The following is a 13902-nucleotide window of genomic DNA, read 5'->3' on the forward strand; positions in this document are numbered from 1 at the left end:
CCCTGCTGACGACGTCGGGGACACGTGTGCTGCGGACCCGCTCCCCCGGTCCCGGAGCCCGGACGGGCCCGGCCGGGCGGATCGTCAGGTTACCGCCCGCCCGGCGGCGCCGGGACCGGACGGCGGGGGCGGGGCCCCGCGGTGCGGCGGCTGCGCGCCGTCGCGGCGGGCTGCGAGGATGGTCCCGATGCTCCCTCCGCCCCTTCCCCGACCGCCCGGCTTCCCCCGGCGGACCCTGCTGACCGGCGCCGCGGGGGCGGCCGCCCTCGCGCTGCTGGCCGGGTGCACCTCCGGCGGGGACGGCGGCGACGCCGGTCCCGGGCGGGAGGAGGCCGACCGGCTGGCCGCCCAGGTGCCCGTGCAGGAGTCCGTCGTCGCCGCCTACGCCGCCGCCGCGACGGCCGACCCGGGCCTGGGCGAGCGCCTGGCCGTGCAGGCGGGCCAGGCGCAGGAACAGCTGGACCGGTTGCGGTCGGCGGCCCCCGGGGGGTCCCCCGCCTCGTCGCCGGCCCCGGCCGACGGCGGCACCCCCCCGGCGGGCGGCGACCCGCAGGCGTGGCTGCGCGAGCAGGTGGGCGCCGCGGCGGGGTCGCACGAGTCGGCCTGCACGGAGCTGGCGGGCGCCCGCGCGGCGCTGCTGGGCTCGGTCGCCGCCGGGCTGCGCGGCCAGGAGGCGGTGCTGGCGTGACCGGGAGGACCGATGGCTGACGACGACACCGGCACGGGCGACACCGCCGCGGAGGACGACGCGCTGCGCGCCGTGGTCGCCGCCGAGCACGCCGCGGTGTGGGGCTACGGCGTCGTCGGCGCGGCGCTGCCGGTGGCCGACCGCGGCGCCGCGACCGAGGACGAGAACGCCCACCGCGACGTCCGCGACCGGCTGGCGGCGCTGCTGGACGAGCGCGGCCGGGACGCGGTGCCCGCGCAGGCCGCCTACGAGCTGCCGTTCCCGGTGCTGTCGGCCGTCGACGCCGCCGCGCTCGGTGCCGCGCTCGAGGCCGGGGTCGGCGCCGCCTGGGTGGCCCTGCTGGACCACGCGGCGCAGGCCGAGGTCCGCACCCTGGCGGTGCAGCAGCTCGGCGCCGCCGAGGTGCGCGCCGTCCGCTGGCGCACCGCCGCCGGGTCGTCGCCGGTGACCAGCGCCTTCCCCGGCCTGCCGCCCGCTTAGCCCTACTGCTGGCCGAGGCCGCCCAGGAACGCGTCGGTCACCCCGACGGCGACGCTGCTGGACTGCCCGGCCTCCACGAGGACGGCGAAGGCGAGATCGCCCTGCGGGCCGCCGAGCTGGTAGCCCATGAACCAGCCGTGCGACTCGGGGGGCGTGGCGGTGCCGAACTCGGCGGTGCCGGTCTTGCCGTACACCTCGCCGCGGTCACCGAGGGCCTCCGCGGTGCCGGTGAGCACGACCTGGCGCATCATCGGCCGCAGGGCGTCGAGCACCGCCGCGGGCGGCCCGGTGGGCGCGGCACCGGCCGGCTCGCCGCCGACGACCTCCACGGGGGCGGCCGGGGTGCCGCTGGCGATGCCGCCGGCGACCAGCGCCAGCTGCACCGGGCTCATCAGCACCTGCCCCTGGCCGATCGCGTTCGCGGCCTTGGTGGTGCCGGTGCTGTCGGCGGGGACCGTGCCGCTGAACACGCCGACGGGCAGCTGCCAGTCCGAGCCGACGCCGTAGGACGCCGCCGCGGCGGCCAGGGCGTCGTCGGGCAGCTGCAGCCCCTGCTGGATGAACGTGGTGTTGCAGGACTCGGCGAACGCCTCGGTGAACGGCACGGTGCCCAGGTCGAACTGGTCCTGGTTCTCGAACTCGCGGCCCTCGACCACCGTCGTCCCGGGGCACGGCACCGGGGTGTCGGGGGTCAGCGCACCGGCGCCGAGCAGCGCCGTCGCCGTCATGGTCTTCATGCTCGACCCGGGCGGGAACTGCCCGGTCAGCGCGTTCGCCGGGTTCGCCGCCTCGTTGGAGGCGACGGCGAGGATCTCGCCGGTCCCCGGCCGGACGACGACGAGGTGGGTGGGCAGCGGCTGCGTGGCGACGGCGGCCTCGGCGGCGGTCTGGACGGCGGGCACGATCGGCGTCTGCAGCGGCTGACCGGGCACCGGGTCGACGGCGGCGACCGGGCGTCCCTCGTCTCCGGTGCTCTCGTCGGTGCTGACGACGGACACGGTGAAGCCGGGCGTGCCGGCGAGCTGGTCCTGGAACGCCCGCTGCAGGCCGGACGTGCCGAGCTGGTCGCCGGCGGCGTAGCGCGGGCCGTCCTCGCCGGTGGTCTCCTCGAGGATCTCGGCGGTGGCGTCGCCGACGCGGCCCAGCAGCGCGACGGCGAACCGCGGGCTGGGGGCCAGCAGCCGGGTCGAGGTCGGGAAGACGGCGCCGGGCAGGTCGAAGACCTGGGCGCGGATCCGTTCGAAGTCCGGCCGGCGCAGCGCGATGACCTGGACGAAGTCGTCCGGCCGCGCGGCCTGCGCGTCGGCGACGATCTCCTCCGCGGCGACCCCGGTGGCGGCCGACAGCGCCGCCGCCACGCCCGGCAGGTCGGTCACCTGGCCGGGCACCAGGCCGACGTTCACGACCTCGGTGGGCGCGAAGACCGGCGTCCCGGTGGCGTCGGTGATCGCCGCCCGGTCGGGCAGCTGCCGGCTCAGCTCGAGGTGCTGCCCCTCGGCGAGCTCCGGGTGGACCAGCGTGGGCTCGGCCACGACCCGCCAGTCGTCGCCGTCCTCGCGCAGGTCGAGGGTGGCCTCGTAGGTCCAGTCGGGGGCGGCGGCCAGGTCCCAGGTGGCGGTCCAGGCGGCGGTCGCGGTGCCGTCGTCGCCGACGCGGACGTCGCCGAGGTCGGCGCTCAGCGCGGCGTCGGGCAGGTCGGTGGCGGTCTGCTCCAGCAGCGCGGTGGTGGCGTCCGGGTCGTCGGTCGCGCCCGCGGCCGCGGCGGTGTCCCCGGCGGACCAGTCGGCCAGGAACGCCCGGGCGGCGTCGCGCACGTCGTCGTCGTCCGAGTCGCTCGAGCACGCCGCCAGCACCGGCACCGCCAGCAGCACCGCGGCCGAACCCAGGACCGTTCCCCTACGCATCCGCACGCGACGACCTTCGCACCCGGCCGCCCGGCCCCGGCGCAGGGACCCGCCGCGAGCCTGCGCGCGGTGGGGGGCGAGGGGGTCCTCCGTCAGAACAGGACGCTGGCGTACCGGCCGACCTCGCGCAGCCCGACGCGGGCGTAGGCGGCGCGGGCCGGGGCGTTGAAGTCGTTGACGTAGAGGCTGACCACCGGCGCGATGACCCGGCGGGCGTACTCGACCACGGCGGCGGTCCCGGACGTGCCGATGCCGCGGCCGCGGACGGCGGGCGACACCCACACGCCCTGCACCTGGCAGACCGTGCGCGACACCGCCCCGACCTCGGCCTTGAACAGCACCTGCCCGTCCTCGATCCAGGCGAGGGACTGACCGGACCGGACGAGGTCGGCCACGCGGGCGCGGTAGCCGGCGCCGCCGTCCCCGCGCAGCGGGCTGACCCCGACCTCCTCGGTGAACATGGCGACCGCCGCGGGGAACAGCACGTCGACCTGGTCGGGGCGCACGGGCCGCACCCGCGGCTCGGGCGGCACCGCCGGCGGCCCCTCGATCGCCATGAGCGGCTGGTGCGGGCGGTGGTCGCGGGCCGGCCCCCAGTGCGGTGCCAGCAGCTGCCACAGCGGCTCCACCGATCCGGCGGGCCCGACGATCGTGGAGCAGCGGCGGCCGGCGCGGCGGGCGCGCTCGGCGAAGGCGGCCGCGGACGCCTGCTCGGCCCCGGGCAGCGCGAACGGGATGAGGTTCGCCCCGGCGAGGCAGACCGCCTCCAGGTCCCGTCCCCCGCCGAAGCCCCACAGCGGCGCGCCGAGGGCGGCCGCGGCGGTGCCGTCCCGCTCGACCCGGCCGGCGATCACGCAGCTCGCGACGGGGTCGGTGTCCAGCAGCCGGAGGACGGCAGCCTCGTCCGACCCGTCCAGCAGCCGGGCTGCCGGCGAGCGCAGCACCGCGTCCTCAGCCGACGGTGACCACGGGCGACCCCGAGGGGACGCCGTCGTCGGCCTGCTCGCCGGCGAGCCGGAGGGCCTCCTCGATGAGCGTCTCCACGATCTGCGACTCCGGCACGGTCTTCACGACCTCGCCCTTGACGAAGATCTGCCCCTTGCCGTTGCCCGAGGCGACGCCGAGGTCGGCCTCGCGGGCCTCGCCGGGGCCGTTGACGACGCAGCCCATGACGGCCACGCGCAGCGGCACCTCCAGCCCGTCCAGGCCCGCGGTCACCTCGTCGGCGAGCTTGTAGACGTCGACCTGGGCCCGGCCGCAGGAGGGGCAGCTGACGATCTCCAGGCCGCGCTGGCGCAGGTTCAGCGACTCCAGGATCTGGGTGCCGACCTTGACCTCCTCCACCGGCGGCGCGGAGAGGGAGACGCGGATGGTGTCGCCGATCCCCTTGCTCAGCAGCGCGCCGAACGCGACCGCCGACTTGATCGTGCCCTGGAACGCGGGCCCCGCCTCGGTGACGCCCAGGTGCAGCGGGTAGTCGCACTGGGCGGCCAGCAGCTCGTAGGCGCGGACCATGACGACCGGGTCGTTGTGCTTGACCGAGATCTTCAGGTCGCGGAAGCCGTGCTCCTCGAACAGCGAGCACTCCCACAGCGCCGACTCGACCAGCGCCTCCGGGGTCGCCTTGCCGTACTTCGCGAGCAGCCGCTTGTCCAGGGAGCCCGCGTTGACGCCGATCCGGATGGGGGTGCCGGCGTCACCCGCGGCCTTGGCGATCTCGCCCACGCGGTCGTCGAACTTCTTGATGTTGCCCGGGTTGACGCGCACCGCGGCGCAGCCGGCGTCGATCGCGGCGAACACGTAGCGCGGCTGGAAGTGGATGTCGGCGATCACCGGGATCTGTGAGTGCCGGGCGATCTCCGGCAGCGCCTCCGCGTCGTCGGTGTCGGGGACCGCGACGCGCACGATCTGGCACCCGGCGGCGGTCAGCTCGGCGATCTGCTGCAGGGTCGCGTTGACGTCGGCCGTCTTCGTCGTCGTCATCGACTGCACGCTGACCGGGGAGTCGCTGCCCACCCCGACGCCACCCACGTCCAGCTGCCGCGTCTTCCGGCGGGGGGCCAGGACGGGCGGGGGCGCTGCGGGCATGCCGAGACCGACGGGGATGGCCATGGCTCCCAGTATCCCCCGCGGACCCGCCGGCGCCCGCGACACGGCTGTGACGTGCGCGGGACCGGCTACCGCAGCGTGATCGGGTTGACGATGTCGGCGACCAGCAGCAGCCCCGACAGCGCGATGAACACCCCGGCCACCGCGTAGGCGACCGGCATCAGCCGGGCGATGTCGAAGGGCCCGGGGTCGGGGCGGCCGCGCCAGCGGGCCACCGTGGACCGGGCCTTCTCGTACAGCGCGCCGGCGACGTGGCCGCCGTCGAGCGGGTACATCGGCAGCAGGTTGAACAGGAACAGCACGAGGTTGACGCTGGCCAGCAGGCTGAGGAAGAAGCTCAGCTTCTGGGCGGCGCTGAAGTCGTCGAAGGCGAAGACCTCGCCCGAGATCCGGCCCACCCCGACGACGCCGATCGGGCCGTTGGCGTCGCGCTCCTCGCCGAGGAAGGCGGCCCGGAACAGCTGCGGGACCCGCTCGGGGATCTCGGCGAGCTTCTCGACGGAGTTGCTGACGATCATCCCGAAGTAGCCGGGGACGTCCTCGAGGGACTGCCGGGCGAAGCCGTTGCGCGCCGGGGAGATGCCCAGGTACCCGGCCGTCGTCGTCCCCTCGCCGTCCTCGGCGACGACGGTGTTCTCGATCGGGGTGACGGCGACGTCGCGCCGGTCGCCGTCGCGCTCGATGGTCAGCGTCAGCTCGCGGCCCGGGGAGCTGCGGATCGCGTCCTGCACGGTCGACCAGCTGTCGTAGGCGTCGGGGTCGATGCCGCGCCCGTCGATCGCGACGATGGTGTCGCCGGGCCTCAGCCCGGCCCGGGCCGCGGGGCTGGGCTGCGGGACCGCGCAGTCCGGGGTGCCCAGCTCGCACACCTGGCCGGCGTCGGCCCCCCGCGTGACGATCGGGATCTCGCAGACGTCGCTGCCGTCCGCCGCGGCCCGGTCGATGCTCTGGGCGTTCGCGGGCACCACGCAGGCCGGCACCGACTCCAGCTGGGTCGGGAGCACGCTGATCCCGATCGCGGTCAGCGTGACGGTGAAGAACACGACCGCCAGGACGAGGTTGTGCAGCGGCCCGGCGGACATGACGACCACGCGCTGCCACCACGGCTTGGCGTAGAAGACGCGCCCCTCGTCGCCCGGGCGGATGTCGTTGAGCGCCTGCCCGCGGACCTCGGCGATGAAGCTGCGCATGCGCGTGGCGCGCTTGCTCTCGCCCTCCTCGGCGGGCGGGATCATCCCGACGATCCGGATGAAGCCGCCCATCGGGATCGCCTTGACGCCGTACTCGGTCTCGCCGCGGGTCCGCGAGAACACCGTGGGACCGAACCCGACGAAGAACTGCGGCACGCGCATGCCGAACTTCCGGGCCCAGAAGAAGTGGCCGAACTCGTGGAAGCCGATCGAGAACAGGAGGCCGAGGGCGAACGCGACGATCCCGAGGACCGTCAGCAGGATGCCGGTCAGGTCAGGCCTCCGTCAGTTCAACCGGCCGATGGCGGCGCGGGCGTGCTGGCGGGCCCGCCGCTCCGCGGCGAGCACGTCGTCCACGCAGGTGGGGGCGCCGAGGTCCGGCGCGTCGTCGAGGGTACGCGCGACGAGGTCGACGATGCCCCGGAACGGCAGCCGGCCGGCGAGGAACGCCGCGACGGCCTCCTCGTTGGCCGCGTTGAACATCGCCGGCACGACGCCGCCGGCCTCCCCGGCGGCGCGCGCGAGGCGGACGGCGGGGAAGGCGTCGGCGTCCAGCGGCGCGAACTCCCACGTCGAGGCGGCCGACCAGTCCAGGGCGGGCTGCACGTGCGGGAGCCGGTCGGGCCAGGCCAGGGCCAGCGCGATCGGCAGCCGCATGTCCGGCGGGCTGGCCTGCGCGATGGTCGCGCCGTCGGCGAAGGTCACCATCGAGTGGACGATCGACTGCGGGTGGACCACGACGTCGATGTCGGCGTAGGGGATGCCGAACAGCAGGTGGGCCTCGATGAGCTCCAGCCCCTTGTTCACCAGCGTCGCCGAGTTGATCGTGACCACCGGACCCATGTCCCAGGTGGGGTGGGCCAGCGCCTGCTCGACGGTGACGTCGGCCAGCTCGGCGGCGGTGCGCCCGCGGAACGGGCCGCCGCTGGCGGTGAGCACCAGGCGGGCCACCTCGCCGCGGGCCCCGCCGCGCAGGCACTGGGCCAGCGCCGAGTGCTCGGAGTCGACCGGGACCAGCTGGCCGGGCGCCGCCGCCGCGGTCACCAGGTCCCCGCCGGCGACCAGCGACTCCTTGTTGGCCAGCGCCACCGTCCGCCCGGCGGACAGCGCGGACAGCGTCGGACCCAGTCCGATGGAGCCGGTGATGCCGTTGAGGACGACGTCGGCCGGCCGCGCGGCGAGCTCGTCGGCGGCGCGCGGACCGGCGAGGATCTCCGGCAGCGCGTACTCCCCCGCCGACCAGCCGCGCTTCGACGCCGCCGCGTAGAAGGCCAGCTGCAGGTCCTGGGCGGCGGTGGCCCGGGCGACGGCGACGGTGCGCACCCCGAGGGCCAGGGCCTGGTCGGCGAGCTGGGCGACGTTGCCCCCGCCCGCGGCCAGGCCGGTGATCCGCAGCCGGTCGGGGTTCTGCTCGGCGACCGCGACGGCCTGCCGGCCGATCGACCCGGTCGAGCCGAGGACGGTCACCTCGCGCGGCTGGCTCATGCGCCGATCCTCCCGCACGACCCGCCGACGCCCTCGTGCGGTCGCGGCACGCACGGGCTGGCAGGATGAGCGCCGTGAGCGAGCAGACCCACCGGGACCGCGTCAGCCTGGACCACCCCGACACCTCGCGCGTCAACCAGCCCAACCGCGAGGAAGGGATCGTGCGCCACGACGCGCACCCGGTCGAGCACGAGCGTCCCGAGGACTGGGGCTGGCACGGCGAGACCGGCCGCGCCGGCCGCATCGGGGCCTGGATCGCGGTGCTGGTCGTCCTCGCCTACCTGGTCGGCAACCACGAGGGCCGGGTCGAGGACATCTGGGTCGTGGGTGTCGCCGCCGTGATGGTCCTGATCCTGCTGATGGACATCCGGCGCCGGAAGAACGCCTGGCGCGCCAAGTGAGCTGAGCGGCGAACGCGCGAGGAGGCCCGTCCCCGGTGGGGGCGGGCCTCCTCGCGCGTCCGGGGCCGGCAGGGAGGCTCAGGTGGCGGTGACGCCGATCGCCAGCCCGATCAGGTAGGTCGCGGTGCTGGCGACCGCGCCGAACAGCAGCTGCCGGCCCGCGGCATACCACCACGGCCGGGGCGTGAACCGCGAGGAGAGCGCACCGGCCACCGCGAGGCCCACCCCGCCGCTGACCAGCGCCACCCACAGCAGCGAGACGCCGAACAGGTAGGGCAGCAGCGGCACCGCCGCGCCGACGGAGAACGTGACCAGCGAGGACAGGGCCGCCGTCCACGGCGACGGCTGGTCGTCGACGGTCACCCCCAGCTCGGCCACCACGTGCAGGCGCAGCGCCGTCTCCGGGTCCCGGGACAGCTGCTCGGCCACCTGCTCGGCGAGGTCGGCCTCCACGCCCCGGACCCGCAGCTGGTGCACCAGCTCGGCCAGCTCCCCGCGGGGGTTCACCTCCAGCTCCCGGCGCTCCTTGGCCACTTCGAGGTGGAGCTGCTCGTTCTGCGTCCTCACCGAGGTGTACTCGCCCAGCGCCATGGACAGCGCCCCGGCGACGAGGCTCGCGACGCCGGCCAGCACGACGGCCCGCGGGGCGGCGCCGCCGCCACCGACGCCGGCGACGAGCGCGGTGTTCGTGACCAGCCCGTCCATCGCGCCGAACACGGCGGCGCGCAGCCAGCCGCCGGAGACGTCGGCGTGGCTGTGCTCGGAGTGCTCGGCGGCCGCCCGCGGGCTCACGACCTCGCTCACCGGTGCGACCGGCTCACGCGTCGGCCTCCGCGCCGAGCGGCACCGGCGGCTCCACGGGCTCCGTGGCCGGGACCGTCGCCACCGCGGGCACGCCGTCGGCGAGATCGGCGGCGGCCAGCTGCCCGCAGGCGCCGTCGATGTCCTGCCCGCGGGTGTCGCGCACCGTCGTCGGCACGCCGGCGGCGCGCAGCCGGGCCACGAACTCGCGCTGGGCGGGCAGCGGGCTGGCGTCCCACGGGCTGCCGGGCGTCGGGTTGAGCGGGATCAGGTTGACGTGCGCGCGGCGGCGGGCCAGCAGCCGGCCGAGCAGGTCGGCGCGGTGCGGCTGGTCGTTGACGTCCCGGATGAGCGCGTACTCGATCGAGTACCGGCGGCCGGTGCGCTCGGCGTACTCGTCGGCGGCGGCGACGACCTCGGCGACCTTCCACCGGGTGTTGATCGGCACGAGGGTGTCGCGCAGCTCGTCGTCGGGGGCGTGCAGGCTGACCGCGAGGGTGGCCGACAGGCCCTCCTCGGTGAGCTTCCGGATCCCGGGGACGACGCCGACCGTGGACACCGTGATCGACCGCTGGGAGAGCCCGAGCCCGTGCGGGGCGGGCGTGTACAGCGCCTCGAGGGTCCGGCGGACGCGGGCGTAGTTGGCCAGCGGCTCCCCCATGCCCATGAAGACGACGTTGGACAGCCGGCCCGGCCCGCCCGGCAGCTCGCCGTCGGCCATCGCCCGCGCGGCCGCCACGGCCTGGCCGATGATCTCCGCGGCCGACAGGTTGCGGGTCAGCCCGCTCTGCCCCGTGGCGCAGAACGGGCAGGCCATGCCGCAGCCGGCCTGGCTGGAGATGCACACCGTGGCCCGGTCGGGATAGCGCATGAGCACGCTCTCGACCAGGGCCCCGTCGTGCAGCCGCCACAGCGTCTTGCGGGTGCGCCCACCGTCGGCGGCCTGGTGCCGCACCGGGGTCAGCAGGCCGGGCAGCAGCGCCGACGCCAGGGGCTCGCGGGCGGCGGCCGGGACGTCGGTCATCTGCGCCGGGTCGGTGGTGCCCCGGTAGAAGTGCCGGGCGAGCTGGTCGGCGCGGAACGCCGGCTGGCCCAGCTCCGCGACGGCGGCCCGCGCCTCCTCCCGGGTGAGGTCGGCGAGGTGGCGGGGCGGCTTGCCCCGGCGGGGGGCGTCGAAGACCAGGGGCAGGGCAGTCATGGCGCCGTCCATGGTCCCACTACCGTGCACCGGGTGTCCGACGCCGAGAGGGAACTCACCCCGGCGGTGGACGACGTCGGCGTCGGCCCTGGGAGGGGCCCTGGCCGCAGGACCCCCGCTACGACCCCGAGCTGCTGGCGCACGGCGACCGGCGCAACGTCGCCGACCGCTACCGGTACTGGACCGTCGAGGCGGTCGTGGCCGACCTCGACACCCGGCGGCACCCCTTCCACGTGGCGATCGAGAACTGGAAGCACGACCTCAACATCGGGACGGTGGTGCGGACCGCGAACGCGTTCCTCGCCGCCGGCGTGCACGTCGTGGGACGGCGGCGCTGGAACCGGCGCGGCGCGATGGTGACCGACCGGTACCTGCACGTGCACCACTCCCCCGACGTCGCCACGCTCGCGGCCTGGGCGCGCGAGCGAGAACTGCCGCTGCTGGCCGTGGACAACCTGCCCGGCGCGCGGCCGCTGGAGACCGAGCCGCTCCCGCGCGCCTGCGTGCTGCTGTTCGGCCAGGAGGGCACCGGCCTGTCCGAGCCCGCCCGGGAGCTGGCCGACGGGGTGCTGTCCATCGCGCAGTACGGCTCGACCCGGTCGATCAACGCCGGCGTGGCCGCGGGGATCGCCATGCACGCGTGGGTCCGGCAGCACGCCGCACCGCCGCCGGGGTGACAGCGACCGCCGGGCGGGCGAGGCTCGCGGCATGAGCCGCCTCGCCGACGTGGACCTGTCCCTGCACCTGGGGAAGAAGGAGGGCAAGGAGCAGCTGGCCGCGGCGCAGCGGCGGCTGGTGCACCTGCGGCTGCTCCTGGGCGGGCAGCTGGGCTCGGGCGAGCTCGGCCCGCCGCTGTGCGTGCTGTTCGAGGGCTGGGACGCCTCGGGCAAGGGCGGGGCGATCAAGCGGCTCGTCGAGGTGCTGGACCCGCGCCACGTGCGGGTCGCCCAGTTCGCCGCGCCGACGCCCGACGAGAAGCGCCACCACTTCCTGTGGCGGTTCTGGCCGGCCCTGCCCGGCTGGGGCGGCATGACCGTGCTGGACCGCTCCTGGTACGGCCGGGTGCTGGTCGAGCGGGTCGAGGGCCTCGCCCCGGAGGCGGCGTGGCAGCGCGCCTACCGCGAGATCACCGACCTCGAGCGGACGCTCGCCGCCGAGGGGACGGTGCTGGTGAAGTTCTGGATGCACGTCTCCCCCGATGAGCAGCTGCGGCGCTTCGAGGCCCGGCGCGACGACCCGCTCAAGGCCTGGAAGCTGACCGACGAGGACTGGCGCAACCGGGACAAGCGGGGCGCCTACGAGGCGGCGGTCGAGGAGATGCTGCACCGCACCGACGCCCCGGTCGCCCCCTGGCACGTGGTCGCCGGCGACGACAAGCGGTGGGCCCGGGTGTCCGTCGTCCGCACGGTCTGCGAGGCGATCGAGGCCGCGCTGCGCGCGCGGGGCGTCGACCCCGACGCCGCGTGACCCCGCTGCTGCACCTCGCCGAGCCGGCCGCCTGGCGGGCCGCGCTGGACACCGGCGCGGTGCGGCCGCCCTCGCTGGCGCTGACCGGGTTCGTGCACCTGTCCACCCCGGACCAGGTGCACCTGCCCGCCGCCCGGCTGTACCCCGGGCGCCGGGACCTCGTGCTGCTCGTGGTGGACCCGGCCCGGCTGACCGGTCCGGTGCGGTTCGAGCCGGGGGTGCCCGGGGACCCCGCGGCGATGCGGTTCCCGCACCTGTACGGCCCGCTGCCCACCGCGGCGGTCGTCGCGGTCGTGCCGTGGCTGCCCCCGGCGGTCCCGGTGCTGCCCACGCCGCAGGACGCCCTGGGCCGGGCGCTGGCGCACGCGCTCTCGCTGCGCGTCCGCCGCGCGGCCGAGGTGCGCGACGTGCCCGGCGGCGTCGCGGTGCTGCACCCGGGGTGCCGGCACGCGCCCGACGACGGCCGCCTGCTGCTGTCGGACCCGGTCGACGCCGCGACCGTCGCGCGCACCGCGGATGCCCTCGCCCGGGAGGCGGGGCTGGGCCACTGCTCCGCCACGCTCCGCTGGGCCGGGGCCGAACGGGTGGCCGGGGAGCTCGCCGCGGACGGGTGGCGCGCCGAGGAGGTCCGGGTGATGGCGCGGCCGGCCACCGCCGGTCGCGCCGGACCGCGTGCCGTGCCCGTGGACCAGCACGAGGTGCACGACCTGTGGCGCCGGTCGTGGCGGCGCACGCTGCCGCCGTCCCCGGACCGGCCCGAGGTGGTGGAGGAGCTCGTCGGCCGCGCGCAGCGCGACGACCGCGTCGTCGCCGTCACCGACCTGGCCGTGCGGGAGGAGGGGCGGGTGGTCGCCGCCGGCCGGCTGCGCGTCGACGGCGCCACCGCCCTCGTCGACGCCGTCCTCACCGACGCCGCGGCACGCCGCCGCGGGCACGGGGACGCGGTGCTGTCGGCCGCCCTGGACGGCGCGGTCGAGGCCGGCTGCGACCTGGTCGTGGTGGAGACGGCCGCCGGCGACTGGCCCCGTGGCTGGTACGCCCGGCGCGGGTTCGCCGAGGTGGGCACCGTGTGGGAGGTGGCGGGGCCCCAGACGGGCGGCGCTAGACGGGCGGCGCCACCACCCACGTCAGCAGCAGCCACGCGACCGCGGCCGAGGGGAGCAGCGAGTCCATGCGGTCCATGAGGCCGCCGTGGCCGGGCAGCAGGCTGCCCATGTCCTTGATGCCCAGGTCGCGCTTGATCAGCGACTCCCCCAGGTCCCCGAGCGTCGCGCTGACCGCCAGTGCCGCGCCGAACACCACGCCGCCCCACCAGGGGCCGTCGAGGCCGAGGATGACGATGGGCGTCGCGATCGCCACGCAGAGGACGACGGAGCCGGCCATGCCCTCCCAGGACTTCTTCGGGCTCACCGTCGGGGCCATCGGGTGCCGACCGAACAGGACGCCCGCGGTGTAGCCGCCGACGTCGTTGCCGACCACGGTGGCGATGAACAACAGCACGCGGGTCGCGCCGTCGTCGGGCACCAGCAGCAGGACGGCGAAGCCCGCCAGCAGCGGCACGTACAGGGCGACGAGCACCCCGGCGGCGGCGTCGCGCAGGTAGCCCTCGGGGCCGTCCGCGAGCCGCCACAGCAGGACGGCGAGCACGGTCAGCAGGAAGGCGACGACGAGCCCGGTGGCGCCGCGGGTCCAGGCCAGGGCGATCATCGCCACCGCGCCGACGACGACGGGCACCACCGGCGGCGCCGCCCGGCCGGCCCGCAGCGCCCCGCCCAGTTCGACGACCGAGACCAGCACGGCGGCGCCGAGGACCAGCAGGAACGCCTCCCGCCGGACCAGCAGCGAGGCGACGATGACGGCGCCGAGGGTCAGCCCGACGGCGATCGCCGCGGTGAGGTTGCGGCCCGCCCGGCTCGCCTTCGGCTCGATGACCGCCTCCTCGGGTGCGGCGGCCCCCCGCTCCTCGGCCGCGTGCGCGCCGGCGGCGGGCGCCGGGCGCGGGACGGCGATCTCGTTGGTGGCCGGGACGCCGGCGGGCTCGTCCCGGGGAGCGCCGCCGGGCAGGGGGACGGCCCGGGTGGCGGGGACGGCCAGCTCCGCCGTCGGCGGTCCCGACGGTGGCGGCGGCCCCGCCGGGGAGGCCGCCGGCAACGGGCCGGTGTCGGACTCGCGTCTCATG

Annotated in this window: 14 protein-coding genes; 6 read left to right on the forward strand and 8 right to left on the reverse strand. The window is 76.5% G+C overall.

From position 1 onward, the window contains the following. Window positions 1-187: 187 nt before the first annotated feature. A complete protein-coding gene (locus ACI781_RS13820) occupies window positions 188-688 on the forward strand; it encodes a hypothetical protein (protein WP_456566685.1) in 501 nt (166 codons plus the stop codon). Between the two features lie 12 nt (window positions 689-700). Further along, a complete protein-coding gene (locus ACI781_RS13825; protein WP_456566686.1) occupies window positions 701-1168 on the forward strand; it encodes a DUF4439 domain-containing protein in 468 nt (155 codons plus the stop codon). A gap of 2 nt (window positions 1169-1170) precedes the next feature. Here the strand turns inward: ACI781_RS13825 and ACI781_RS13830 are convergent, their stop codons facing one another. The 5 genes from ACI781_RS13830 to dxr form a co-directional block, all read right to left on the reverse strand. Further along, window positions 1171-3072, reverse strand: a complete 1902-nt coding sequence (locus ACI781_RS13830; protein ID WP_456566687.1) for a penicillin-binding transpeptidase domain-containing protein — start codon at window positions 3070-3072, stop codon at window positions 1171-1173. Window positions 3073-3164: 92 nt separating this feature from the next. Next, window positions 3165-4016, reverse strand: coding sequence for a GNAT family N-acetyltransferase (locus tag ACI781_RS13835; RefSeq protein ID WP_456566688.1), 852 nt, complete (start codon window positions 4014-4016; stop codon window positions 3165-3167). A gap of 7 nt (window positions 4017-4023) precedes the next feature. Further along, window positions 4024-5184 (reverse strand): flavodoxin-dependent (E)-4-hydroxy-3-methylbut-2-enyl-diphosphate synthase, encoded by a 1161-nt coding sequence (ispG, locus tag ACI781_RS13840; protein ID WP_456566689.1) that lies wholly within the window; start codon window positions 5182-5184, stop codon window positions 4024-4026. 65 nt (window positions 5185-5249) lie between these two features. Next, complete coding sequence (locus ACI781_RS13845; protein ID WP_456566747.1) at window positions 5250-6644, reverse strand: M50 family metallopeptidase; 1395 nt, start codon at window positions 6642-6644, stop codon at window positions 5250-5252. A 12-nt stretch (window positions 6645-6656) separates the two neighbouring features. After that, window positions 6657-7856 carry a 1-deoxy-D-xylulose-5-phosphate reductoisomerase gene (gene dxr / locus ACI781_RS13850; RefSeq protein ID WP_456566690.1) on the reverse strand — a complete coding sequence of 400 codons (1200 nt, stop codon included), beginning with the start codon at window positions 7854-7856 and terminating at the stop codon, window positions 6657-6659. 65 nt (window positions 7857-7921) lie between these two features. Between dxr and ACI781_RS13855 the strand changes: the two genes are divergently transcribed. Then, window positions 7922-8257 (forward strand): DUF2631 domain-containing protein, encoded by a 336-nt coding sequence (locus ACI781_RS13855; protein WP_456566691.1) that lies wholly within the window; start codon window positions 7922-7924, stop codon window positions 8255-8257. A gap of 78 nt (window positions 8258-8335) precedes the next feature. Here the strand turns inward: ACI781_RS13855 and ACI781_RS13860 are convergent, their stop codons facing one another. Both ACI781_RS13860 and rlmN read right to left on the reverse strand, forming a co-directional pair. Continuing rightward, a complete protein-coding gene (locus tag ACI781_RS13860; RefSeq protein ID WP_456566692.1) occupies window positions 8336-9061 on the reverse strand; it encodes a VIT1/CCC1 transporter family protein in 726 nt (241 codons plus the stop codon). A 13-nt stretch (window positions 9062-9074) separates the two neighbouring features. Then, window positions 9075-10256 (reverse strand): 23S rRNA (adenine(2503)-C(2))-methyltransferase RlmN, encoded by a 1182-nt coding sequence (gene rlmN, locus ACI781_RS13865; RefSeq protein WP_456566693.1) that lies wholly within the window; start codon window positions 10254-10256, stop codon window positions 9075-9077. Between the two features lie 197 nt (window positions 10257-10453). Between rlmN and ACI781_RS13870 the strand changes: the two genes are divergently transcribed. Genes ACI781_RS13870 through ACI781_RS13880 form a run of 3 tightly spaced genes read left to right on the forward strand, consistent with a single transcriptional unit; the run spans window position 10454 to window position 12907 of the window. Next, complete coding sequence (locus ACI781_RS13870) at window positions 10454-10933, forward strand: TrmH family RNA methyltransferase (protein ID WP_456566694.1); 480 nt, start codon at window positions 10454-10456, stop codon at window positions 10931-10933. Window positions 10934-10964: 31 nt separating this feature from the next. After that, window positions 10965-11723 (forward strand): polyphosphate kinase 2 family protein, encoded by a 759-nt coding sequence (locus tag ACI781_RS13875; RefSeq protein WP_456566695.1) that lies wholly within the window; start codon window positions 10965-10967, stop codon window positions 11721-11723. After that, window positions 11720-12907 (forward strand): GNAT family N-acetyltransferase, encoded by a 1188-nt coding sequence (locus ACI781_RS13880; RefSeq protein WP_456566696.1) that lies wholly within the window; start codon window positions 11720-11722, stop codon window positions 12905-12907. The genes ACI781_RS13875 and ACI781_RS13880 overlap by 4 nt, the downstream gene beginning before the upstream one ends. On the opposite strand, the gene ACI781_RS13885 is transcribed toward ACI781_RS13880, so the two are convergent. Then, on the reverse strand, window positions 12825-13901 hold the full coding sequence (locus ACI781_RS13885; RefSeq protein WP_456566697.1) for a phosphatidate cytidylyltransferase: 1077 nt from the start codon (window positions 13899-13901) through the stop codon (window positions 12825-12827). The genes ACI781_RS13880 and ACI781_RS13885 overlap by 83 nt on opposite strands. Window position 13902: the final 1 nt, after the last annotated feature.

Source organism: Blastococcus sp. SYSU D00695 (assembly GCF_054050555.1).

Coding starts and splice junctions, on each gene's coding strand:
- ACI781_RS13820 (WP_456566685.1), top strand. CDS start 188: ATGCTCCCTCCGCCCCTTCCCCGACCGCCCGGCTTCCCCCGGCGGACC.
- ACI781_RS13825 (WP_456566686.1), top strand. CDS start 701: ATGGCTGACGACGACACCGGCACGGGCGACACCGCCGCGGAGGACGAC.
- ACI781_RS13830 (WP_456566687.1), bottom strand. CDS start 3,072: ATGCGTAGGGGAACGGTCCTGGGTTCGGCCGCGGTGCTGCTGGCGGTG.
- ispG (WP_456566689.1), bottom strand. CDS start 5,184: ATGGCCATCCCCGTCGGTCTCGGCATGCCCGCAGCGCCCCCGCCCGTC.
- dxr (WP_456566690.1), bottom strand. CDS start 7,856: ATGAGCCAGCCGCGCGAGGTGACCGTCCTCGGCTCGACCGGGTCGATC.
- ACI781_RS13855 (WP_456566691.1), top strand. CDS start 7,922: ATGAGCGCCGTGAGCGAGCAGACCCACCGGGACCGCGTCAGCCTGGAC.
- rlmN (WP_456566693.1), bottom strand. CDS start 10,256: ATGACTGCCCTGCCCCTGGTCTTCGACGCCCCCCGCCGGGGCAAGCCG.
- ACI781_RS13875 (WP_456566695.1), top strand. CDS start 10,965: ATGAGCCGCCTCGCCGACGTGGACCTGTCCCTGCACCTGGGGAAGAAG.
- ACI781_RS13885 (WP_456566697.1), bottom strand. CDS start 13,901: ATGAGACGCGAGTCCGACACCGGCCCGTTGCCGGCGGCCTCCCCGGCG.